The organism is Streptomyces sp. CBMA123 (assembly GCF_014596465.1).
In the GTDB taxonomy this organism is placed as follows: domain Bacteria; phylum Actinomycetota; class Actinomycetes; order Streptomycetales; family Streptomycetaceae; genus Kitasatospora.
Genome location: NZ_MECK01000609.1, coordinates 1 through 20,116 on the forward strand (window position 1 = coordinate 1; position 20,116 = coordinate 20,116).

A 20,116-nucleotide genomic window follows, 5' to 3' on the forward strand; every position below is an offset into this window, starting at 1 on the left:
AGCCCCCAAACCCCCCGCCCCCACGCGCCCCCCCGCCCCCCCCCCCCCGCCCCCCCCCCACACAACGCCCCCCCCGTCTCCGCCGCCTTCGTCCGGATCACCGGCTCCAGCGGGCGGTTCGAGGGCAGTTCGGCCGAGGACGGCATGGCGGTGGACCCGCACGGCAGGTTCCGGATCGGGTCGGTCTCGAAGGTCTTCACCACCACCGTCGTCCTCCAGCTCGCCGCCGAGGGCCGGATCGACCTGGACGGCACCGTACGGCAGTACCTGCCGGACTTCCCCTACGAGGGGGTCACGGTCGGCCAGCTGCTGAACCACACCAGCGGACTGCCCAACGGCTCCAACGCGCCCTGGGGCGACGGCACCACCACCTGGTTCGAGGCCCACCGCCTCGACTCGTTCACCCCCGAGCAGGTCATCGCCACCATGCAGGGTGCCCCGCTGGGCTTCCAGCCTGGCACCGAGCAGCAGTACAACGGCATGAACACCTTCGTCGCCGGGCTGATCGTCGAGAAAGTCACCGGCCGCAGCTTCGCCGACGAGTTGCGCGATCGGATCATCCGACCGCTCGGCCTGCATGACACCGCCCTCCCGGACGGCGACGACCCCGAGCTGCGGCACCCCGCCACCCACCCCTACCTGACCGTCCCCGACGCCGACGGCGGCACCCACCGCGCGGACGTGACCGAGCAGAGCCCCTGGCCCTGGGCCGAGGGCGGCATGATCTCCAGCGCCGCCGACCTGGACCGCTTCATGACCGCGCTGTTCCGCGGTCGCCTGCTCCCCGCCGCCGAGCAGGAGAAGCTGTTCACCGTCCCCGACGTGCCCGTCGCCGCCCACGGCGGCCACTGCCCGGACGGCAAGGCGTGCATGAGCATGGGCCTGGAGCGCCTGGAGTCCCACGGCATCACGGCCTGGGGCAAGACCGGCTCCCGCCCCGGCTCCACCAGCGGCGTCTTCGCCACCCGCGACCTCTCCCGCAAGGTCGTGTACTCCGTCGACCCGACCGCCCTGAACGGTGACGAGATGCCGTACGTCCTCGGGCTGGTGGCCGCCTCCTTCGGTCTGAGCTCGGTGGTCTGACGCGTCCTCGACGTCAAGTCGGACCGGGGCGGAGCCGGGGCCGCGTCTCCTCCTCCCTTGCGGCGAGCCGCAGTTGGCTCTCGCGGGGGAGGGGGTCGGGCCGCGGGGTGGAGGCGGCGGCGGGGTGGTGTCCGCGACGGTGGACGCATGCTGATGAACATCCCGGTCGGTGACACCGAACGCCCCGTCCCCGCGTGGGCCCTGCGCCTAGCCAAAGCCCTGCCGCTCGTCCTCCTGCCGCACTGCCTGTGGCGGCTTCCGTTCGCCTTCGGCTTCGAGATGGGCACGGTCGAGTCGAGCCGCCCGCCCCTCACCTGGTGGGCCACCCCGTACGTGTTCGGGCTGAGCCTGGTCACCGAGGCTCTGGCGCTGCTCACCCTGGGGCTGGTCAGCGGCTGGGGCGAGGTGTTCCCCCGCTGGGTGCCGGTCCTGCGGGGCCGCCGGGTGCCGCCGATCGGGCCGCTCCTCGGCACGCTGCTGGGCGGGCTGGTGCTGTTCGGCCTCTTCGGGCTCCAGCCGCTCGCCTGGATCGGGGTCCTGGACGAGGTCGGCTTCAGCAGCGGGTGGTGGGAGGCGCTGGCCCGGGCCTGCATCGGCCCGGCGATGCTCTGGGGACCGATCACCATCGTCCTCGGTATCGCGTACTACCGCCGTCGTACGGCTTGAACCGCCTGTACCGCCTGAACCGCCTGTACCGCTTGAACTGCCTGAACCGCACCGGACGCGGGAAGTCGGACCGGCCGACTTCCCGCGCCGCCGGCTGCTCAGTGGGTCCGGTAGTACTCGCCGACGGCCGCGAAGGCCTCCTTCGGCTCCCAGGGCAGGCCGGGACGGTCCTCGTACACCTTGACCAGGCCGTAGCTGGCGAGGTCGAGGTCCTCGCGTGGGTCGCCGTCGGGGCGGTGGACGAAGTCGTACAGGGCGAAGGTGAAGACGAATGAGGCGTCGATGCCGCCGGCGTCGAAGGCCTCCAGCAGCTCGCGCAGGTACCCGGCCTGGCCGGGCTCGTCACGTTCGTAGCGGCCGTTGAGGCGCACCGGGCCCTCGGCGTCGTACTCGACGACCTCCAGGCCGAGGGCGCCCCGGTCGCCCGCGCCGCGGTAGGTGGCGGAGCCGAACTCGGTGACGGCGACCGGCTTGCCCTGGGCGGTCAGCTCGCGGACGCCGTCGGCGAAGCGCTCGGCGGTCGAGGCATCCCGGTACAGGTCGAGGGAGACCAGGTCGAAGGGCGTCCAGTCGACCCGCTCCAGCGGGACGGCGGCATAGCTGACCGGCCCGGTGAAGTGCGCGCGGATGGTGGCCACGGCCGTACGGAGGAAGGCGTTGACCTTGGTGCTGACCGCGCCGAGGTGCTCGCGCACCGCCTCCGGCCGGGCGAGCAGCGCGACCCGTTCGTCCGTGCTGTCACCGGGCAGGAAGCCCGGGTTCATCAGGCTCAGCTCGGCGCCGGCGAGGAACACCACCTCGGCCCCGTTCCGCCGCAGCCGTTCCGCGCGCTCGGCGCAGTCGGCGAACAGCTCCAGGATCGCCTCCTCGTCCAGCTCCAGAGGGTACGGTGAGTACCAGATTTCCAAGCCCAGCTCGGCGGCGTACCCGGCGGCGAGCTCGATCCGGTCCGGGTCGCCGCCCATGATCCGGACGGCGGTGCAGTGCAGTTCGTCCCGAATGATGCGCAACTCCCGTTCGACGAGCTCCGGGTCGAACCGCTTGCGGGAGCAGGCCCCGTCCCTGACGAAGCCGGTGTCGTAACTGATTCCCTTGGCGCGCATGGCCCCTGCCTTCGATGGCGGATCGGAACTTTACGGTACTGGCAGTACCGTAGTTGCCGTGGCCGCAGGATGGCAAGAAGGATGGGGCGGCACACAGGAGAGGACGGGACCATGGCCGGGCAGACACGGCGGCGCGGGGCGGCGCTGGAGGAGGCGATCCTGCACGCGGCGGTCGCGGAGCTCACCGAGTCCGGGTTCGCCGGGCTGACCATGGACAAGGTCGCCGCCCGCGCGGGCACCAACAAGAACGCCATCTACCGGCGCTGGCCGAACCGCCTCGCCCTCGGCATCGCCGGCTACAAGCAGCTCGCCAAGGCCGCCCCGCTCCCCGACACCGGTGAACTGCGCGGCGATGCCCTGGAGTTGCTGCGCCAGGCGAACCGGCACTGGAGCTCCCCGCTGGGCGGCGTGCTGCGCGAACTGCTGGCCGCGGCGGGCGGCGCGACGGAGTTCCTGGCACAGCTGCAGGACCAGTCCGGCGACGCCGCGGCCGCCCCCTGGCTCACCGTGCTGGGCCGGGCCGTCGCCCGCGGCGAGGCGGCGCCCGAGGTGTTGCACCCCCGGGTGGCGACGGTGGCGGTGGTGCTGCTGCGCAACGAGTTCGTGGTGCGCGGGGTGCCGAGCGCGCCGGACGACGTGCTGGTGGAGATCGTGGACGAGGTGTACCTGCCGCTGGTGCGGCGCCGGGGGGCGGCCGGCTAGGGCAGAAAAGGGGGGCTCAGTCCTCGGTCGGTCCCGGTGAGGCGTTCCCGGTGACCAGGGTGTCGGCCAGTCGCTCGGCGACGGCCGCGTCCAGCGGGCCGTGGCCGAGCAGGAAGCGGTACCAGAACACCCCGTAGACCTGGTCCGTGATCAGGTCCAGGTCGGCGTCGTCGGCCAGTTCGCCGCGCTCGCGGCCGCGGGTGAGGAGTTCGTGCAGCGCGGTGCGCCGGGTGGCGGTGAAGGTCTGCATCAGGTCGGCCAGGTGCGGGTCGCGGGCGGCCTCGCGGACGACGGTGCGCAGCGCGGATGCGGTGGTGCCGCGCTGGGCCGCGTCGAAGGTGGTCCCGATGAAGGCGCGCAGGTCGGTGCGCAGGGCGCCGGTGTCCGAGTGGTCGGAGACGTCCTGGCCGGCGCGGTCGGTGAGGGCGTCCAGCAGGACGGCGCCCTTGGAGGGCCACCAGCGGTAGACGGTCTGCTTGCCGACGCCGGCCGTGCGGGCGATGGCGTCGATGGTGACGGGCGTGCCGTCGGAGTCGGCGAGCAGGTGCAGTGCCGCGTCCAGGATCGCCCGGTGGGCGGCCTCGTTGCGCCGGCGGCCGGTGTGCGGGCGCGTGGCCGGGTCGGCCGGGTCGGCCTGGAGGTCTTCGGCGTCGTTCATCGTGGGTCCCTTTCTCCCTGTCCCCGCTTGACAAGACTAGCAGTCTCGACAATCATCATTACCGGAACTGCCGGTCTCGACAAGTTCTCGTACCAGCCGGAAAGGCAACACCATGAGCACTGCATCGAACCTCTTCGCCGGACAGCACGTCGTCGTCATGGGCGGCAGCTCGGGCATCGGCGAGGCCACCGCCACCGCCTTCGCGGCGGACGGTGCCGAGGTCGTGATCACCGGCCGCGACCGCGAGAAGCTGGACGCCGCCGTCGCCCGGATCGGCGGCAAGACCAGCGGTGCCCGGCTCGACGCGACCGACCCGGCCGCGCTTGCCGCCTTCTTCACCGAGGCCGGCACCGTCGACCACCTGGTCGTCGCGGTCAGCGGCGCGGCCGGCAGCGGCCCGTTCGCCCAACTGGACCTCGCCGACCTCGCCCACGGCTTCGACGCCAAGTTCTGGCCGCAGGTCCGGGTGCTCCAGGCGGCCCTGCCGCACCTGCGCAAGGACGGCTCGGTCACCCTGATCACCGCCGCCTCGGCCCGCGCCGCTTTCCCCGGCACCGCCGGACTGGCCGCGATCAACGGCGCCCTGGAGGCGATGGTCCCGCCGCTGGCCGTCGAACTCGCCCCGCTGCGGATCAATGCCGTCTCGCCCGGCGTCATCGACACCCCGTGGTGGGACCGCGTCCCCACCGAACAGCGCACCGCCCTCTTCGACGGCCTGGCCGCCACCACCCCGGCCGGCCGGGTGGGCCGCCCCGAGGACGTCGCCCGCGCGATCCACATGTTCGCCGCCAACACCTTCGTCACCGGCGTGGTGCTCGACTGCACCGGCGGTGCCAACCTCCCCACCGGCCGCTGACCCACTGGTCGCTGACTCACTGGTCGTTGGCCGATCGGTCGCAGGCCACTCCCTGCCCCCATACGCGGACGGCCCGGCCCGGGAGCACTCCCGGGCCGGGCCGTCCGTCGCAGCATCGCGGCGTCGTGGCGTCGGGCAGGTGGGCGGCCTCGGCTCCCACGAACCCTGGGCCGGGCGTCACGACACCCGAGGCGTCACCACTCCGCCACCCGGTAGTCCTTGAGGAACACCCCCGACACCGGGTGCCCGGCCTCGCCGCGGACGATCGGGTCGTAGACCCGGGCGGCGCCGTCGACGATGTCCAGCGGGGTGCGGAAGCCCCGGGCGGCGATCCGGGTCTTCTTGGGTGCCGGATTCTCGTCGGTGATCCAGCCGGTGTCGACGGCGCACATGTGGACGCCCTGCGGGGCGAGTTCGGCGGCGCTGGTGCGGGTGAGCATGTTGAGCGCGGCCTTGGCCATGTTGGTGTGGGGGTGGCGCGCCGTCTTGTTGCGGACGGCGAACCGGCCCTCCACCGCCGTGACGTTGACGATGTAGCGGGCGGGGTGCGGGGAGGCGAGCAGCAGCGGCAGCAGCCGGTCGCAGAGCAGGGCCGGCGCCAGGGCGTTGACCAGCTGGGTCTCCAGCACCTCCGCCGGGTCGAGCGAACCGAGCGTGGTGGACCATGAGTTGGCGGGCGCGAGGTCGGGCAGCAGGCCGGCCTCGTCGGTGAGGTCCAGCAGGGAGCCTGCGCCCGAGGGCAGTTGGGCGAGGTCGGTGAGCGGACGGAACCCGGGTGCGTGGGTGACGGCCCGGCGGTCGGCGCCGGGCAGGGCGGTGGACTCCCCGGCCGCCAGCAGGGCGTAGGACTCCGGCGGGCGGCGCAGGGTCTGCGCGGCGTTGTTGACCAGGATGTCCAGCGGCCGTCCGTCCGTGCGCAACTGCTCGGTCAGGCCGAGGACTTGGCGCGGGTCACGGAGGTCGATGCCGACCACGGTCAGCCGCTCCCACCACTGCTCGCTGCCCTCGACGGCGCGGAAGCGGCGGACGGTGTCCTGTGGGAAGCGGCTGGTGAGGATCAGCTCGGCGCCGTCCCGCAGCAGCATGAGTGCGAGCTGGAAGCCGATCTTCACCCGCCCGCCGGTGAGCAGCGCCCGGCGTCCGCGCAGGTCGGTGCCGAGGGCTCGGCGGGCGGTGTTGTCGGTCGCGCAGTCCGGGCAGAGCGAGTGGTAGAAGCCGTCGACCTGGCGGTAGGCCTGTTTGCAGACGTAGCACTTGCGCGGGACGAGCAGGTCGCCGACCGGCCCGCCGGGGGCCGGGGCGAGCGGTGTGTCCTCGCGGCGGTGCCTGGCGCCGGTCGCGGTGGCGGCGAGCAGCGCGGCGTCGGTCTGCCGGACGGCCTCCTTGGCCTCCTGGCGGCGGCGCTTGCGGCTCTCCATCACGAAGGAGCTGAGCTGCCGTTCGGCGACCAGCCGGGTGCGGTCCTGGGAGGGGAGGGCGCGCAGCCGGCCGAGGGTGCGGCTGAACGCGCTGAGTTCCTCGGGGGTGAGGCCCGCTGCGCAGGCGGCTTCGCTGGTCACGGTGTTGATGGTCAGCTGGTGGTGGTCGTCCCGGACCGTCATGTCCGCTCCCTCGCTCCTTGCAGGTGGGAGGGACTGTAGTTGACGGCCCGGGAGGATGAGATGCCAATTTCCTCCGGCGTACCGGCCGGGGGGCTCAGCCGCAGTCGGTGGTGAGCGAGCCGGCCCGGCGGCCGTCCAGCTGGTGCGGGCCGAAGCCGTTGAGCTCCTGCTCGTCACCGGCGAAGCGGGGCTGGTCGTTCAGCCGGATGATGCAGCCGAAGTCGTCCGGGAGCGGGTCGACGGCCGAACGCGGGAAGATCGGCGGCTCCAGGCGAACGGTCCGCACCCACGCGCTCCACGGGCGCGCGCCACCTGTGCCGGGGTGCCGGCGGCCTCCCGGTCCGCCGGCACCCCGGTCCGCCGTGGCGTCAGCCCGCGTACTGGCTGAAGATCTTCGCGAACTCGTACGGCTGCTGCGGGATGTTGGTGCACTTGGCCAGCGAGCCGCCGGTGCAGGCGTTGGCGTCCCGGGTGGCGTCCCAGAAGGCGATCAGGCCGAGGTGGTTCTGCTTGGCGAAGGTCACCAACTGCTGGGCGGCGGACTGGTTGTAGATCTGGTGGTCGTCGTTCTCGCCGATCATCGGGGTGACGCCGACCATGGCCCACAGCTGGGCGTCGGTCTTCGCCGGGTAGAGCGCCTTGAGCTGGCCGAAGGTGGCCTGCGCGGCCTGGACGGCGGCGTTGCCGTAGTCGCTGCCGGAGCGGTAGTAGTCCATCGCCATGACGTTGACCAGGTCGAGGTTCACCCCGGCGTCCCGGGCGGACTTGACGATGGCGACGCCCTCGCTGGTCAGGCCCTCGGGCAGGACGGGCAGGGTGAGCGAGACCTTGAGGCCGGGGTGGGCCTGCTGGAGCTTGGCGAGGGCGGCGGAGCGGCGGTCGTTGGAGGCGGTGTCGGCGATGGCCGCGCCCTCGATGTCGTAGTCGACGTAGCGCAGGTTGTAGGCGTTGACGACCGCGTCGTACTCGTTGAACAGCGAGTCCACCGAGGTGCAGGCGGCGGCGAGTTCGGTGCCGCTGGCGCCGCCGAAGGAGAGCTTGACGTCGCCGCCGGCCGCGCGCAGCGCGTCGACCTGGTCCTTGGCCCAGCCGCTGCGCGGGTCGTAGGCGTTGAACCAGCTGGCCTTGCAGCCGACGCCGGTGACGAAGCCCATGCTGTAGCCCTTGACGCCGCCGGCCTTGGCCATGTCGGGCATGGACGGGGTGGGCCAGGCGCCCATGTCGATGTACGGGGCGACCGGGAGCGTGACGTTCGGCGGCGGGGTGGTCGGGCCGCCGGTGGGCGTGCCGGTGGGCGTTCCGGTCGGGGTGCCGGTCGGCGGGGTGGTCGGGCCGCCGCCGGGGCCGGTGAGGGTGACGTCGTCGGCGAGGTAGGCGCCCTGCCCGTACCAGCCGTGCAGGTAGACGGTGACGCTGGTGGTGCTCGGGCCGGTGGTGAAACCGGCGGACAGCTGCTGCCAGTTGGAGCCGCCGGGGGTCCACACGGCGGGGTCGGTGACGCCGTTGCCGGTGACGCCGAGGTAGACGTACTGGCCCTGCACCCAGGCGCTGAGGTGGTAGGTGGTGTTGGGCTGGACGCTCACGGTCTGGCCGCACTGCGCGGTGTCGCTCGCGCTGACCGCGCCCTTGAGCGCGTACGTTCCGCTGCGCGCACCGGAGTTGACGATGCCGCCGGTGGCGGCGGAACAGCTCCACGGGTCGAGCGCGCCGCTCTCGAACCCGCCGTTGGCGAGCAGGTCGGCGTCGGCGGCGCCGGCGTTCCCGGCGAGGGCGGCGAGGCCGCCGGCGGCGAGCACGGTGGCGGCGGCGAGGCTCAGCAGTGTGGTCCGGCCGGCGGGGCGGCGGTGGGTGGGGGTGTGCTGGAGCGCGCTGGGCATGGGGGTGCCTCTCGGGACGTGGGGCCGCCCGCGCCGCGAAGGGGGGAGACGCGGGGCGGGCGGCAGCATGGGGGCTGGTCCGGTGCGGGGAGGAGCGCGGTGCTGAGGATCAAACTGGACTAGACCAGCTGTGCACGTCAAGCACTTCCCGGCTTCCGGAAGCCTTCCGAGGGCAGGTTTTAGGGCGGGTTTAAGGAGGCCCGCCGATCAGCGGATCAGCTCCCGCAACAGGGCTTGCACTCCTTCACCTGGACGTTGTCGAGCACCGGCCCGAACGCACCGCCCACCGTGCTCTGGAAGGTCAGCGTGGTCGAGGAGTTGTACGCGACGAAGCTGAACTGCCGCCCCACGTAGCCCATCGCGGCCCTGGTCTTGCCGGTGACGTCGAAGCTGAAGTCCTGGAAGTCCTGCCCGTCGATGAGCGCCTTCCCGGTGCGCACGGCCGGCCCGCCGCCGGGGTTGCCGGCCAGGGCGTAGGTCACCGAGTAGGTGGTGCCGGGGACGGTGGTGAAGGTCTGGGCGATGGTGCCGGAGTCGGCGCCGTTGAGGTCGATGGACTGGTCGCCCTCGGCGGCCTGCCAGAAGCCCGCGCCGATCAGGTCGACGCTGCCGCCGGTGATCTGCCACGGGCCGATGCTCTGGCCGGCGTTCAGTTCGGTGAAGTTGCCCGCCGGGACCTTGGGGGACTCGAAGCTGCCGTCGTCGAAGCGGCTGAGCGCGCGGTGGCCGGCCGCCTGGGCCGGGGCAGCGAGGCCGGCGGTGGTCAGCGTGGTGGCGGCGGCGACGGCCAGGGCGAGCGCGGCGGTGCGGGTACGCGAGAGCGACATGGGTTCCTCCCCGAGTTGCGTGACGTTTTCGGTCACTTCCGCTGCGGCCGAGTTGATCGGTCGCGAACAGAGCGTCGACCGTCGCGGCGAGCCGTGCCAAGACCGGACGGGCGGCGCCCGGTGGTGCGGAACGCCCGCGGGTGGGCTCCCGCGCGCCGGTTTGGCGGGGCGAGGTCCGCAGGCGCCCGGCGGGCCGTCCGGGGGCGAACGTCCGGGGCTGACGGCCTGGTGCGGGAGCCCGGTGGTGAACCTGGAGGCGCGCGCCCCGTCCGCACCTCCACGGTGGACCGATGACCATACGAACCGTCCGGCGATCCTTCGGCGACGAGGCCGGGACCGGCCGGAAACGGCCGGACCGGAACCGGAATTGACCGAGCGTCAGTGATGATCGATCGCGGGCACCGGCCCGCCGCGGGACCAGCCGGAAACCAGACAGGAGCACCGTCATGCGCAACGCCCCGTTCGGCAGCAACGGCCCGGAGGTCGGCGTCATCGGCCTCGGCTGCATGGGGATGACCTTCGCCTACGACGTCGGCAGCCGGGACGACGAGAAGTCCGTCGGCGTGATCCGCCAGGCGCTGGACCTCGGCGTCACCCTGATCGACACCGCCGACATGTACGGCCCCTACACCAACGAGGAGGTGGTCGGCGCGGCGCTGGCCGGCCCCCACCGCGAGCGCGCCTTCCTGGCCACCAAGGTCGGCATGGTCCCCGGCGGCAGCGGCCAGGACGCGGCCCGCGACGGCAGCCCGGAGCACGTGCGGCGCTCGATCGACGACAGCCTGCGCCGCCTCGGCACCGACCACCTCGACCTCTACCAGCTGCACCGGGTCGACCCGGCCGTCCCGATCGAGGAGACCTGGGGCGCGCTCGCCGAGACCGTCCAGGCCGGCAAGGTCCGCCGGATCGGGCTCTCCGAGGTGGGCGTCGAGGAGATCCGGCGGGCGCAGGCCGTGCACCCGGTGGCCTCGGTGCAGTCCGAGCTGTCGCTGTGGACCAGGGACGCGCTGGCCGAGGTGCTGCCGTACACCGAGGAGCAGGGCATCGCGTTCCTGCCGTACTCGCCGCTCGGCCGGGGCTTCCTGACCGGCAGCATCACCTCCCTCGACGAGCTGCCCGAGGACGACTTCCGCCGCCGGCTGCCGCGCTTCCAGCAGGACGCGCTGCAGGCCAACCTGGAGCTGGTCGGGCGGGTCAGGACGGTCGCCGAGCGGATCGGCGCCTCGCCCGCGCAGGTCGCGCTGGCCTGGGTGCTGGCGCAGGGCCGGTACGTCTTCCCGATCCCGGGCACCAAGACGCCGCGCTACCTGCTGGACAACGCGGGCGCGGCCGGCGTCGAGCTCTCGACGGCCGACCTGGCCGAGCTGGACGCGCTGCCGGCCGCGGAGGGCGGGCGCTACTACTGACCCGCCGAGCCGCCGAGCCGTCGAGCCGCTGAGCCGCCGGGCCGTCGGGCCGCTGAGCTGCTGGGCCGCCGGGGGTCAGTGCCCCCGGCGCTCCATGACCCACACCAGCTGCCGCCCGGTCTCGCCCGGCGCCCGGACGGCAGCCTCGGCGACCCGGTCCAGCCGGTAGCCGAGCTTGCGCGGGACGGCCGCGCTGGCGCCGTTCGCCTGGTCGCAGCGGATCTCCAGCCGGGCGATCCCGGGCAGTGCCAGCGCGGCCTCGGTCAGCGCCCCGGCCGCCGCGGTGGCGATGCCGCGGCCGACGTGCCGGGCGGCGACCCAGTAGCCGATCTCCAGCGCGCCCGGGCCGATCCGCCCGTGCAGCCCGAGGGCCGCGACCACCCGGCCGGGCGCCGCGTCCAGCTCGGCGAGGTACATGAAGTCCGTCCCGGCCTCCCAGGCGGCGGTGCCGGCCCGGGTCTGCTCGGCGGTCCGGGCCCGGCTGGGGGCCTCGGCGGCCCACTCCAGCCAGGGCCGCAGGTGCTCCAGGTTGGCGCACACGGCCCGGTTCAGGGCCGGTGCGTGGGTGCTGCGGCGACGGTGCAGGGAGAGGCCGCCGGGCAGCCGCAACAGCTCGGGCGGCCGCCCGGCGGTCACCTCCGGCGCCGCCCGGGCGGGCTCGCGGAACCGCGGCCGGGCGCGCTCGCAGGACTGCGACGGTGCTGGGCTCATGGCGGCGATTATGTCCTTGGCCCGGACCTGCCACATCCGGACGGAGGCGCATCCGGGGACCCTCCGTCCGGCGGGTGCGGACCGGCGCGCCTGGCCGGTCGTCCCCGGTGCGCCCCGGCGCGTCAGAGCCGGATCATCACCTCGTCGAGCTCCTTGCGCCGCAGGTCCGGCACGCGCGCCCCCTCGGCCGGGTAGCCGACCGGGATCACATAGGCGGCGCGCTCCTCCGCCGGGCGGTCGCACACCTCGTTGAGGAAGCGCATCGGGCTGGGGGTGTGGGTCAGCGTCGCCAGCCCGGCCTGGTGCAGCGAGGCCAGCAGCAGCCCGACCGCGATCCCCACCGACTCCTTGGTGTAGTACGGGCGCGGCGAGCTGGGGCCCTTGTGGACCTCGAAGACCACGATCACGGCCGGCGCGTCCTCCAGGAACGGCTTGCGCCAGTCGGTGCCGATCGGTGCCAGCGCGGCCAGCCACTCCTCGGACGCCCGGTGCCCGTAGAACTCGCGCTCCTCGGCCTCGGCCGCCTCGCGCAGCCGCCGCTTGCGCTCCGGGTCGGTGATCACCACGAACCGCCAGGGCTGGACGTGGGCGCCGCTGGGCGCGGTGTTCGCGGTGCGCACGGCCCACTCGATCACCCCGTCCGGGATCGGTCGGGTGGTGTAGTCGCGGACGGTCCGGCGCTGCGCCATCACGTCGTGGAAGGCCTTGCCGCGGGCCTCGGCCTGGTGGGCCGGCACCGTCATCGGGATGAGCGGGACGGTCGGGTGGGGCGTCCCCGCCACTGCGCTGTCAACCATGTCAACCATGGCCGACAGCACAGCACATGACGGCCGCTCCGGGAAGAGGTAGAGACCAATTCCGGGAGCGGCCGATCGAGTCCGACGGGTGGCCTACCGCTCGTGCACCCGTCCGTCCCGGACCTCGATCCGACGGTTCACCGTCACCGTGTCCAGCATCCGCCGGTCGTGGGTGACCAGCAGCAGGGTGCCGGTGTACGAGCCGAGCGCCGCCTCCAACTGCTCGATCGCCGGCAGGTCCAGGTGGTTGGTGGGCTCGTCCAGCACCAGCAGGTTGACCCCGCGCGCCTGCAGCAGCGCCAGCGCGGCCCGGGTGCGCTCGCCGGGGGAGAGGGTGCCCGCCGGGCGCAGCACGTGCACCGCCTTGAGGCCGAACTTGGCCAGCAGGGTGCGCACCTCCTCCTCGGTGAGCTCCGGTACGGCGGCCGCGAAGGCGTCCGCCAGCGGCTCCCCGCCCAGGAACGATCCGCGTGCCTGGTCCACCTCGCCGACCACCACCCCGGAGCCCAGCACCGCGCTGCCGGAGTCGAGTTCGAGCCGGCCGAGCAGGGCCGCCAGCAGCGTGGACTTGCCGGCGCCGTTGGCCCCGGTGATCGCGACCCGGTCCGCCCAGTCGATCTGCAGGTCCACCGGGCCGAAGGCGAAGTCCCCGCGCTTGGCGACGGCGGCGCGCAGGGTGGCCACCACCGAGCCGGAGCGCGGCGCGGCGGCGATCTCCATCCGCAGCTCCCACTCCTTGCGCGGCTCGTCGACCGTGTCCAGCCGCTCGATCATCCGCTGGGTCTGCCGGGCCTTGGAGGCCTGCTTCTCGGTGGACTCGGCGCGGGTCGCGCGGGCCTTCTTGTCGTTGTCGCTGCCCTTGCGGCGGGCGTTGCGGACGCCGTGCTCCATCCAGTTGCGCTGCATCTGCGCCCGGGCCTCCAGCGAGGCCTTGGTGTCGGCGTAGTCCTCGTACTCCTCGCGGGCGTGCCGGCGGGCCACCGCCCGCTCCTCCAGGTACGCCTCGTAGCCGCCGCCGTACAGGTTGACCTGCTGCTGGTGCAGGTCCAGCTCCAGCACCTTGGTCACGGTGCGGGCCAGGAACTCGCGGTCGTGGCTGATCAGCACGGTGCCGGCGCGCAGGCCCTTGACGAAGGACTCCAGCCGCTCCAGGCCGTCCAGGTCGAGGTCGTTGGTGGGCTCGTCCAGCAGGAAAACGTCGTAGCGGGAGAGCAGCAGCGAGGCCAGGCCCGCGCGGGCGGCCTGGCCGCCGGAGAGCGCCGTCATCGGCAGGTCGAGGGAGACCTTCAGGCCGAGCGAGTCGGCCACCTCCTCGGCCCGCTCCTCCAGGTCGGCGCCGCCGAGGTCCAGCCAGCGGTCCAGGCTCGCCGCGTACGCGTCGTCGGCGCCCGGACGGCCCTCGACCAGGCCCTCGGTGGCCTCGTCCAGCGCGGCCTGGGCGGCGGCCACGCCGGTGCGCCGGGCCAGGAAGTCGCGCACCGACTCGCCCTCGCGGCGGTCGGGCTCCTGCGGCAGGTGGCCGACGTTGGCGCTCGCCGGGCTGAGCCGCAGCGAGCCGCCCTCGGGGGTGTCCAGGCCGGCCAGCAGCCGCAGCAGGGTCGACTTGCCGGCGCCGTTCACGCCGACCAGGCCGACCACGTCGCCGGGGGCGACGACCAGGTCCAGGCCGGAGAAGAGGGTGCGTTCGCCGTGGCCGGCGCTGAGGTCCTTGACTACGAGTGTGGCGCTCATGATGGGGCCGATTGTAGGAGGAGCGGGCCCCGAGCCGGAAAGGCCCGGGGGCCGCGGCCGTGGTGGCCGCGACCCCCGGGCCGCTCGTCGATCAGTGCCGCGGCACCGCCGGAGTCCTGCTCAGCGGGTCACTTGGCCTTCTTGGAGAAGTAGTCGAACATGTGCGCCGCGACGTCCTCCAGGTAGGGGCCGGCCTCGTAGGTGTTGGCGCCGTTGCCGACGGAGGTGTCGCTGACCAGGGCCGGCTTGCCGTCCTTGGTGGCGTACCAGCCGCCGCCGCTGCTGCCGCCGGTCATGTTGCAGCCGATCATCAGCATCGCCGGACGGCTCGGGTCACCGGGCTTGGCGGCCGGCTTGCCGCCGTCGCAGTGCTCCAGCTCGACGCCGTCGAAGGGCTTGGCCTCCGGGAAGCCGTAGTTGGCGACGGAGGAGAGCTGGTCGCGCGGGGCGTTGAACCACAGCGGCACCGAGCCGCCGACGGTCTCCTCCAGCGACTTGCCGTTCGGGTCCGGGTTGGCGACCTTGATGATGCCGAAGTCGTACTGGCTCCACGGGCCGCCGTGCTCCGGGTCGGCCTCCTGGGTCCACTGCGGGGAGACCATGCCGGCGGTCGCGCCCCACTCGCCGTACGGCTCGGCGTCGTCCAGCTTGGACTTCTGCTTGTTGCCGTTGCTCAGCACGCCGTTGCTGTTGAAGGCCGGGGCGAAGGTGATGTCGGTGTAGTACTTGTTGCCCTTGCCGCCGTGCAGGCAGTGGCTCGCGGTCCACACCAGGTTGCTCTTGCCCGGGTTGGCCGGGTCGGAGACGACGGTGCCGGAGCACACGTAGTCGTCGTTGCCGTCCTTGAAGAAGATCTTGCCGTTGACGTGCATGTTCTTCGGGAACGGGTGCGCCACCGGCTTCGCCGCGACCACCGAGGGCAGCTGGTCCGGGCCGGTCGGCGGCTGCGCGGCGGTGGGCTGGGCCGGGGCCGCGCCGGTCGGCTGCGCGGTCGGCTGGGCCGGCGCCTGCGAGGGGCTCTGGCTCGGCGCCTGCGGCAGCGGCTTCGGCTTGGCGTTCAGCAGCTTCTGCAGGGTCCAGTAGCCCTTGGCCGCCGGGGTGATCACGTTGGCCTGGGCCCACTTGTCCCAGTCCTCGAGCTTCCAGGTCTTCAGCTCTTCGACCGTCGGCAGCTTGATCGGAGCCGCGCCCGGCTTCCCGGAGGCACTGGCCGCGACCGACGGCGCGGCGCTCTGGGCACCGGCCGGGTCGCTGTTGTCCGGCCCGCAACCGGTGGCGGCCACCATGGTCAGCACGGCGACGGAAGCGCCCAGCACGGCACGGCTCGGCCGGGATATCGGTGACATGAGTTCAAATCCCCCTGTTGACTACCGCCATACGGCCCGTTCCCCCGGGTACGGCCCCCGGGGTCGCAGGTATGGCAGGTGAGGAGTCTGCCATGCGGATAAGGAACTCCTTACACCTGGCCCCGGCCGGGACGGGGCTGTCACCGGATCGGCACGGGATCGGCACGGGGCCTCCGTCGGGGCCTCCGGCAGGCTCCGACGGGCGCTCCGTGCGGGCCCGGAAAAGCGGTTGCACGCGTTCGCCGGGGTGCCTAGCGTGGTCCGTGTCATCCGCCAGACAAGGAGAAGGCCGTTGCTCTACTGAGGTCCCGGGACACCGCCCCCGCCACGCAGGCCCTGCTTGCCGCGTGGTGTGCGAGTGTGCGACCTCAGTCACGGCCCCGTGGCGCCTCGTAGCGCCGCCGTCCTGTCGTTCGGCCGTACCGGTTCCGCACCCGCGGTGTCTCCCCGTGTTGCTCATCACCCCTTCAGCAACCACCCGGGAGGCCTTGCATGGCACAACCCACCACCGCCGTCCTCTGTACCGACCTCGCGTTCGAGTGGCCCGACGGCAAGCCCGTCCTGGACGGCTTCCACCTCGCCGTCGGCCCCGGCCGCACCGGACTGATCGGCCTGAACGGCGCCGGTAAGTCCACCCTGCTGCGGCTGATCGCCGGCGAACTCACCCCCACCGGCGGCACCGTCCGGGTCGCGGGCGAACTCGGCTACCTGCCGCAGGGCCTCACGCTCGACACCGGCGTGCGGGTCGACGAGGCGCTCGGCATCCGGGCCGCCCGCGAGGCCCTGCACGCCATCGAGTCCGGCGACACCGACCAGCGGCACTTCGACGCCGTCGGTGACGACTGGGACGTCGAGGAGCGCGCCCGTGCCACCCTCGACCGGCTCGGCCTGCACAGCCTCGGCCTCGACCGCACCACCGGCGAACTCTCCGGCGGCGAGGCGGTGTTGCTGCGGCTCGCCGCCCTGCTGCTGCGCCGCCCCGACGTGCTGCTGCTCGACGAGCCCACCAACAACCTCGACCGGGCCGCCCGCGAGCGGCTCTACGAGACGGTGGCCGGCTGGCAGGGCGTCATGGTGATCGTCAGCCACGACCGCGAGCTGCTCGGGCACGTCGACCAGATCGCCGACCTGCGGGACGGCGGAGTCACCTGGTACGGCGGCAACTTCGCCGAGTACGAGCGCACCCTCACGGCCCAGCAGGAGACGGCCGAGCGGCTGCTGCGCAACGCCGAGGCCGATGTCCAGCGCCAGAAGCGGGACTTGGTCGACGCCCGCACCAGGCTGGACCGCAGCGCCAGTTACGGCAAGAAGCGCTCGGTCACCCGCAACGACCCGCACATCTTCGCCGGGATGCTCAAACGCAAGGGCCAGGAGACGGCGGGCCGGCTCACCGGCATGCACACCGAGCGCCTGGAGGAGGCCAAGGCGCGGCTCACCGTCGCCGAGGAGGCGGTGCGCGACGACGCCGAGATCCGGATCGACCTGCCGCGCACCGCCGTGCCGGCCGGGCGCACCGTGCTCACCCTGCAGAAGGTCGGGCTGCCCACCGGCGGCACCGTCGACCTCGACCTGCGCGGCCCCGAGCGGATCGCCCTGGTCGGGCGCAACGGCTCCGGCAAGACCACGCTGCTGCGCACCATGGCGGGCGAACTCGCCCCGCTGGAGGGCATGGTCACCATCCAGGTGCCGCTGCGCCACCTGCCGCAGCGGCTCGACCTGCTGGACGACGGGCTGACGGTCGCCGAGAACGTCAAGCGGTTCGCCCCTGGTGCCGGGGACAACGCCGTCCGCGCCCGGCTGGCCCGCTTCCTGTTCCGCGGCGGCCGGGCCGACCAGCCGGCCGGCACCCTCTCCGGTGGAGAGCGGTTCCGGGCGACGCTGGCCGCCCTGCTGCTGGCCGACCCGCCGCCGCAGCTACTGCTGCTCGACGAGCCGACCAACAACCTGGACCTCGCCAGCGTCCGCCAGCTCACCCAGGCACTGGCCGCCTACCAGGGCGCGCTGGTGGTGGTCAGCCACGACCTGCCGTTCCTGCGCGGCCTGGGCCTGACCAGGTGGCTGGAGCTGGACGGCGAGCTGAGGGCGGTGGACCCGATGTAGCGGCCGAGGCGAGTCGGACCCGTAGGGCGTGTCGGACCCGTAGGGCGAGTCGGACATGCCCTACCGTCCGTCCTCGCTACCGCTCGTCCTCGCCCCGGGCGTCCTCGGCGAGCACCCGGCGGGCCGTGCTCAGGGCGGAGTCCTTGAGCGCGGCCAGCTCCTCGGGGCTGTACACCGGGGTCCGGAGGTCCGGCGTGATGCCCGGGCCGTCGAAGGTGGTGCCGTCCCGGGTGAGGTACTCCTCGTTCGGCAGCACCACCGCGAAGTCCGGTGAGAGGGGCTTGATCAGGACGTCGGAGTAGACGCCCTGGGTGTTCTCGCCGATCCGGGTCACGTGCGGGGACCGCCCCATCAGGGCCTGGGCGAAGGTCTCCGCCGCGCTGGCCGAGATCGAGGACGTGAGCAGGGCCACCGGCCCGGTGAAGTGCTCGCCGTCCGAGGGCTGCACGGGGACCGGCACCGGCCGGGTGAACCTCGTCGGGTCGGCCGGGTCGTCGCGCGCCACCTTCCGGTAGGCGAGGTACGGGCGGTCGGTGAGCCGGGCGGCGATGTGCAGCCCGAGCGCGTCCGAGCCGCCGCCGTTCAGCCGGACGTCGACCACCAGGCCGCTGAGCCGGTCCGGGTCGGCGAGCAGGGCGTCGAGGGCCCGGTCCAGCTCGGCGACCTGGCTGCGGTAGTCGCCGTCGGTGTAGCCGTCGAAGCTGCCCACCCGCAGGTAGCCGACGTCGTCGGGGAGCCGGCCCACGCCGAGCTTCCCGCCCGCGAAGAGCTGCTCCGGGCCGGTGAGCTGGGCGGCGACGGCCTGTCCGGCCCGGGTGGTCAGCTCCTTGGTGCGCACCGTCGAGCCGGGCCGCCGTCCGCCGAACACCGGTGTCGGCTGCCCGTCGACGATCCGCGCCAGCCCGGTGTGGGCGTCGCCGAGCGGCCGGAGCATGTCGACGAGGACGTCCTGCAACTGCTCGGTGGTCGTCGCCGGGGTGATCCGGCGCCGCTGCTCGTCCCGGACGGCGTGCCAGTCGATCCCCTTGGCCGCGAAGAAGGGGTAGTTCTCCTCGAAGTCCTCCCAGAACCGGTCGAAGACCGCGAGCGGGTCGTTCGGCGCCGGGGTCGTGCACAGCGGTGGCAGTGCGGGGATCCGGTTCAGGTCCTTGGTGCCGACCCCGCCCTCCTCGCGGTCGACGGCCCGGTTCCGGCCCTTCGGGGTGAGGGCCACCGCGTTGTTGCCCATGACGTAGCGGACGGTGCCGTCCGGCCCGGGCGGGCCGGCCTGCGTCGCGGTGACCCAGCCGGGCACGCAGCTGTGCGCGGTCACGTCGTAGGTGGTCAGCCGACCCCCGTCGATGGAGACCACCGTGCCGTAGCCGTCCATCCGCCAGACCCCCTCCAGGGGACCGCCCTGCCGCCCCTGGGCCTGCGCCCGGTTCTGCCCCGGTGCCCCGGCCGCCCCCTCCGCCGAGGCCGCTCCCGGCGCCGCCACGGCGACGGTCGTCGCCAGCACCGCCGTCACGACCGTCGCGGCCACCGCCCTGCCGATACCCCTGTGCGTCATTTCCGGCCTCCGCCGACTCTGCTTCATCTTCGGCCTCCGCCGAATCCCGGCCTCCCCCTGCGGAACCCCTCCGCCGCCGCGCGACCGACGCTACGGCCGCGGGCCCCGCCCGGGCGTCATCCGACGCGTCGCCGTCGTACCCTCCTGTGGGTCCACTCGCCGGCCCGGCCGAACAGCCTCGGGAGGGATGGACGGCAAACCGTTTTGACGGCGGGTGGAAATCCGTCGCGCCGCTTCCGACCGCCGTGCGCTGCCGTGCCATCGGCGCCTTGCCTGCGCTCGACATCGAGGACATTGAGCACGAGCTCACCGCACGAGCTCACCGCACGAGCTCACCGCACGAGCTCGCCGGGTGAGGCGCGGGGGAGGGGCTCGGTGAGCGGCCGAGGGCGCGATCCTGCCGCACGCGGCCGGGGAGGGCGTCGACTATGCGCGGGCGAGCTTCGCGGCTATCCGGGTGCCCAGCCGGTCCAGCCCGACGACGGCGGCGCCGAGCAGGACGAACTCGACCGTCAGCTGGGCGATTTGGCCCCAGACGTAGCCGTAGCCCTTGCTGGTCGGGTCGAAGAAGAAGTACGGGTAGGGCGTGGGGAAGTCGTCGAACAGCGCGTTGCGGGCGAGCACGAGCGCCGCGTAGCCGAGCGGGAAGGCCAGCCAGAGCGGTATGTCCTTCCAGGCCGCCGCGTTGCGCGGCTTCAGCACCAGCCAGTCCACCAGCACCATCACCGGTGTGACGTAGTGCAGGAAGAAGGAGGACCAGTTCGCCAGCCGGTCCGGCCCGCTGACGAGTCCGGGCAGTGGGCTGGCGCCGTGCTGGAGCAGGATGTGCGAGACCAGCCCGGTGATCAGGATGTACAGCGTCGCCGCCCCGCGCAGCCGGGGCGCGGGGGCGTCCACGGTGTCGCGCTTGACCATCCAGTACACCGCGCCGATGAAGTAGCCGAGCACGATGACGTTGCTCTGCACCGTGAAGTACACCAGCGAGGCGGTCCCGAGGGACAGGCCGAGGCCCGCCGAGAGCACGATGCCCATGCGCCACCACAGCGCGGGACGGGTCCGGACGGTCATGCGGTCACCAGTTCGTTCCAGGCGATACGGGAGGT

18 protein-coding genes are annotated in these 20,116 nt (G+C 73.2%); 6 read left to right on the forward strand and 12 right to left on the reverse strand.

The window, feature by feature from the left end:
* The first annotated feature begins 96 nt into the window (after window positions 1–96).
* Together BG452_RS38890 and BG452_RS38895 are read left to right on the forward strand one after the other, a co-directional pair.
* On the forward strand, window positions 97–1,083 hold the full coding sequence (locus tag BG452_RS38890; protein ID WP_317621432.1) for a serine hydrolase domain-containing protein: 987 nt from the start codon (window positions 97–99) through the stop codon (window positions 1,081–1,083).
* Window positions 1,084–1,230: 147 nt separating this feature from the next.
* Complete coding sequence (locus BG452_RS38895) at window positions 1,231–1,749, forward strand: hypothetical protein (protein WP_188309060.1); 519 nt, start codon at window positions 1,231–1,233, stop codon at window positions 1,747–1,749.
* 98 nt (window positions 1,750–1,847) lie between these two features.
* Here BG452_RS38895 and BG452_RS38900 read toward each other — a convergent pair whose 3' ends face one another.
* Window positions 1,848–2,852, reverse strand: coding sequence for a hypothetical protein (locus BG452_RS38900; RefSeq protein ID WP_188309061.1), 1,005 nt, complete (start codon window positions 2,850–2,852; stop codon window positions 1,848–1,850).
* A gap of 111 nt (window positions 2,853–2,963) precedes the next feature.
* Here BG452_RS38900 and BG452_RS38905 point away from each other — a divergent pair, with 111 nt between their 5' ends.
* Window positions 2,964–3,554, forward strand: coding sequence for a TetR/AcrR family transcriptional regulator (locus tag BG452_RS38905; protein WP_188309062.1), 591 nt, complete (start codon window positions 2,964–2,966; stop codon window positions 3,552–3,554).
* Between the two features lie 16 nt (window positions 3,555–3,570).
* Here BG452_RS38905 and BG452_RS38910 read toward each other — a convergent pair whose 3' ends face one another.
* A complete protein-coding gene (locus BG452_RS38910; protein ID WP_188309063.1) occupies window positions 3,571–4,212 on the reverse strand; it encodes a TetR/AcrR family transcriptional regulator in 642 nt (213 codons plus the stop codon).
* A gap of 112 nt (window positions 4,213–4,324) precedes the next feature.
* Between BG452_RS38910 and BG452_RS38915 the strand changes: the two genes are divergently transcribed.
* The gene (locus tag BG452_RS38915; protein WP_223243379.1) at window positions 4,325–5,068 is read left to right on the forward strand and encodes an SDR family oxidoreductase; all 744 of its coding nucleotides are present in this window, start codon (window positions 4,325–4,327) and stop codon (window positions 5,066–5,068) included.
* Window positions 5,069–5,262: 194 nt separating this feature from the next.
* On the opposite strand, the gene BG452_RS38920 is transcribed toward BG452_RS38915, so the two are convergent.
* The 4 genes from BG452_RS38920 to BG452_RS38935 all read right to left on the reverse strand — a co-directional run bounded on the left by BG452_RS38920 (window position 5,263) and on the right by BG452_RS38935 (window position 9,373).
* Window positions 5,263–6,669 (reverse strand): SDR family oxidoreductase, encoded by a 1,407-nt coding sequence (locus tag BG452_RS38920; RefSeq protein WP_188309064.1) that lies wholly within the window; start codon window positions 6,667–6,669, stop codon window positions 5,263–5,265.
* 94 nt (window positions 6,670–6,763) lie between these two features.
* Window positions 6,764–6,955, reverse strand: a complete 192-nt coding sequence (locus BG452_RS38925) for a hypothetical protein (RefSeq protein WP_188309065.1) — start codon at window positions 6,953–6,955, stop codon at window positions 6,764–6,766.
* 82 nt (window positions 6,956–7,037) lie between these two features.
* On the reverse strand, window positions 7,038–8,546 hold the full coding sequence (locus tag BG452_RS38930; protein ID WP_188309066.1) for a carbohydrate binding domain-containing protein: 1,509 nt from the start codon (window positions 8,544–8,546) through the stop codon (window positions 7,038–7,040).
* 215 nt (window positions 8,547–8,761) lie between these two features.
* Window positions 8,762–9,373 carry a choice-of-anchor C family protein gene (locus tag BG452_RS38935; protein WP_188309067.1) on the reverse strand — a complete coding sequence of 204 codons (612 nt, stop codon included), beginning with the start codon at window positions 9,371–9,373 and terminating at the stop codon, window positions 8,762–8,764.
* Between the two features lie 446 nt (window positions 9,374–9,819).
* Here BG452_RS38935 and BG452_RS38940 point away from each other — a divergent pair, with 446 nt between their 5' ends.
* Window positions 9,820–10,779, forward strand: coding sequence for an aldo/keto reductase (locus BG452_RS38940; RefSeq protein ID WP_188309068.1), 960 nt, complete (start codon window positions 9,820–9,822; stop codon window positions 10,777–10,779).
* Window positions 10,780–10,854: 75 nt separating this feature from the next.
* Here BG452_RS38940 and BG452_RS38945 read toward each other — a convergent pair whose 3' ends face one another.
* From BG452_RS38945 to BG452_RS38960, 4 genes are all read right to left on the reverse strand, one after another.
* The gene (locus BG452_RS38945) at window positions 10,855–11,490 is read right to left on the reverse strand and encodes a GNAT family N-acetyltransferase (protein ID WP_188309069.1); all 636 of its coding nucleotides are present in this window, start codon (window positions 11,488–11,490) and stop codon (window positions 10,855–10,857) included.
* A 122-nt stretch (window positions 11,491–11,612) separates the two neighbouring features.
* Window positions 11,613–12,287, reverse strand: coding sequence for a nitroreductase family protein (locus BG452_RS38950; protein ID WP_188309070.1), 675 nt, complete (start codon window positions 12,285–12,287; stop codon window positions 11,613–11,615).
* A gap of 93 nt (window positions 12,288–12,380) precedes the next feature.
* Window positions 12,381–14,018: an ABC-F family ATP-binding cassette domain-containing protein gene (locus BG452_RS38955; RefSeq protein ID WP_188309071.1), complete on the reverse strand. Its 1,638-nt coding sequence runs from the start codon at window positions 14,016–14,018 to the stop codon at window positions 12,381–12,383.
* A 128-nt stretch (window positions 14,019–14,146) separates the two neighbouring features.
* Window positions 14,147–15,364: a trypsin-like serine peptidase gene (locus tag BG452_RS38960; RefSeq protein ID WP_188309072.1), complete on the reverse strand. Its 1,218-nt coding sequence runs from the start codon at window positions 15,362–15,364 to the stop codon at window positions 14,147–14,149.
* Window positions 15,365–15,856: 492 nt separating this feature from the next.
* On the opposite strand from BG452_RS38960, the gene BG452_RS38965 reads away from it, so the two are divergent.
* Window positions 15,857–17,464 (forward strand): ABC-F family ATP-binding cassette domain-containing protein, encoded by a 1,608-nt coding sequence (locus BG452_RS38965; protein ID WP_188309073.1) that lies wholly within the window; start codon window positions 15,857–15,859, stop codon window positions 17,462–17,464.
* Window positions 17,465–17,540: 76 nt separating this feature from the next.
* Here BG452_RS38965 and BG452_RS38970 read toward each other — a convergent pair whose 3' ends face one another.
* Both BG452_RS38970 and BG452_RS38975 read right to left on the reverse strand, forming a co-directional pair.
* Window positions 17,541–19,013 carry a S41 family peptidase gene (locus tag BG452_RS38970; protein ID WP_223243380.1) on the reverse strand — a complete coding sequence of 491 codons (1,473 nt, stop codon included), beginning with the start codon at window positions 19,011–19,013 and terminating at the stop codon, window positions 17,541–17,543.
* 426 nt (window positions 19,014–19,439) lie between these two features.
* Entirely contained in the window at window positions 19,440–20,081 is a 642-nt protein-coding gene (locus BG452_RS38975) for a Pr6Pr family membrane protein (protein ID WP_188309074.1), read from the reverse strand.
* Between the last annotated feature and the right edge of the window lie 35 nt (window positions 20,082–20,116).

Coding starts and splice junctions, on each gene's coding strand:
- BG452_RS38895 (WP_188309060.1), top strand. CDS start 1,231: ATGCTGATGAACATCCCGGTCGGTGACACCGAACGCCCCGTCCCCGCG.
- BG452_RS38900 (WP_188309061.1), bottom strand. CDS start 2,852: ATGCGCGCCAAGGGAATCAGTTACGACACCGGCTTCGTCAGGGACGGG.
- BG452_RS38905 (WP_188309062.1), top strand. CDS start 2,964: ATGGCCGGGCAGACACGGCGGCGCGGGGCGGCGCTGGAGGAGGCGATC.
- BG452_RS38910 (WP_188309063.1), bottom strand. CDS start 4,212: ATGAACGACGCCGAAGACCTCCAGGCCGACCCGGCCGACCCGGCCACG.
- BG452_RS38915 (WP_223243379.1), top strand. CDS start 4,325: ATGAGCACTGCATCGAACCTCTTCGCCGGACAGCACGTCGTCGTCATG.
- BG452_RS38920 (WP_188309064.1), bottom strand. CDS start 6,669: ATGACGGTCCGGGACGACCACCACCAGCTGACCATCAACACCGTGACC.
- BG452_RS38930 (WP_188309066.1), bottom strand. CDS start 8,546: ATGCCCAGCGCGCTCCAGCACACCCCCACCCACCGCCGCCCCGCCGGC.
- BG452_RS38935 (WP_188309067.1), bottom strand. CDS start 9,373: ATGTCGCTCTCGCGTACCCGCACCGCCGCGCTCGCCCTGGCCGTCGCC.
- BG452_RS38940 (WP_188309068.1), top strand. CDS start 9,820: ATGCGCAACGCCCCGTTCGGCAGCAACGGCCCGGAGGTCGGCGTCATC.
- BG452_RS38945 (WP_188309069.1), bottom strand. CDS start 11,490: ATGAGCCCAGCACCGTCGCAGTCCTGCGAGCGCGCCCGGCCGCGGTTC.
- BG452_RS38950 (WP_188309070.1), bottom strand. CDS start 12,287: ATGGTTGACAGCGCAGTGGCGGGGACGCCCCACCCGACCGTCCCGCTC.
- BG452_RS38955 (WP_188309071.1), bottom strand. CDS start 14,018: ATGAGCGCCACACTCGTAGTCAAGGACCTCAGCGCCGGCCACGGCGAA.
- BG452_RS38960 (WP_188309072.1), bottom strand. CDS start 15,364: ATGTCACCGATATCCCGGCCGAGCCGTGCCGTGCTGGGCGCTTCCGTC.
- BG452_RS38965 (WP_188309073.1), top strand. CDS start 15,857: ATGGCACAACCCACCACCGCCGTCCTCTGTACCGACCTCGCGTTCGAG.
- BG452_RS38970 (WP_223243380.1), bottom strand. CDS start 19,013: ATGACGCACAGGGGTATCGGCAGGGCGGTGGCCGCGACGGTCGTGACG.
- BG452_RS38975 (WP_188309074.1), bottom strand. CDS start 20,081: ATGACCGTCCGGACCCGTCCCGCGCTGTGGTGGCGCATGGGCATCGTG.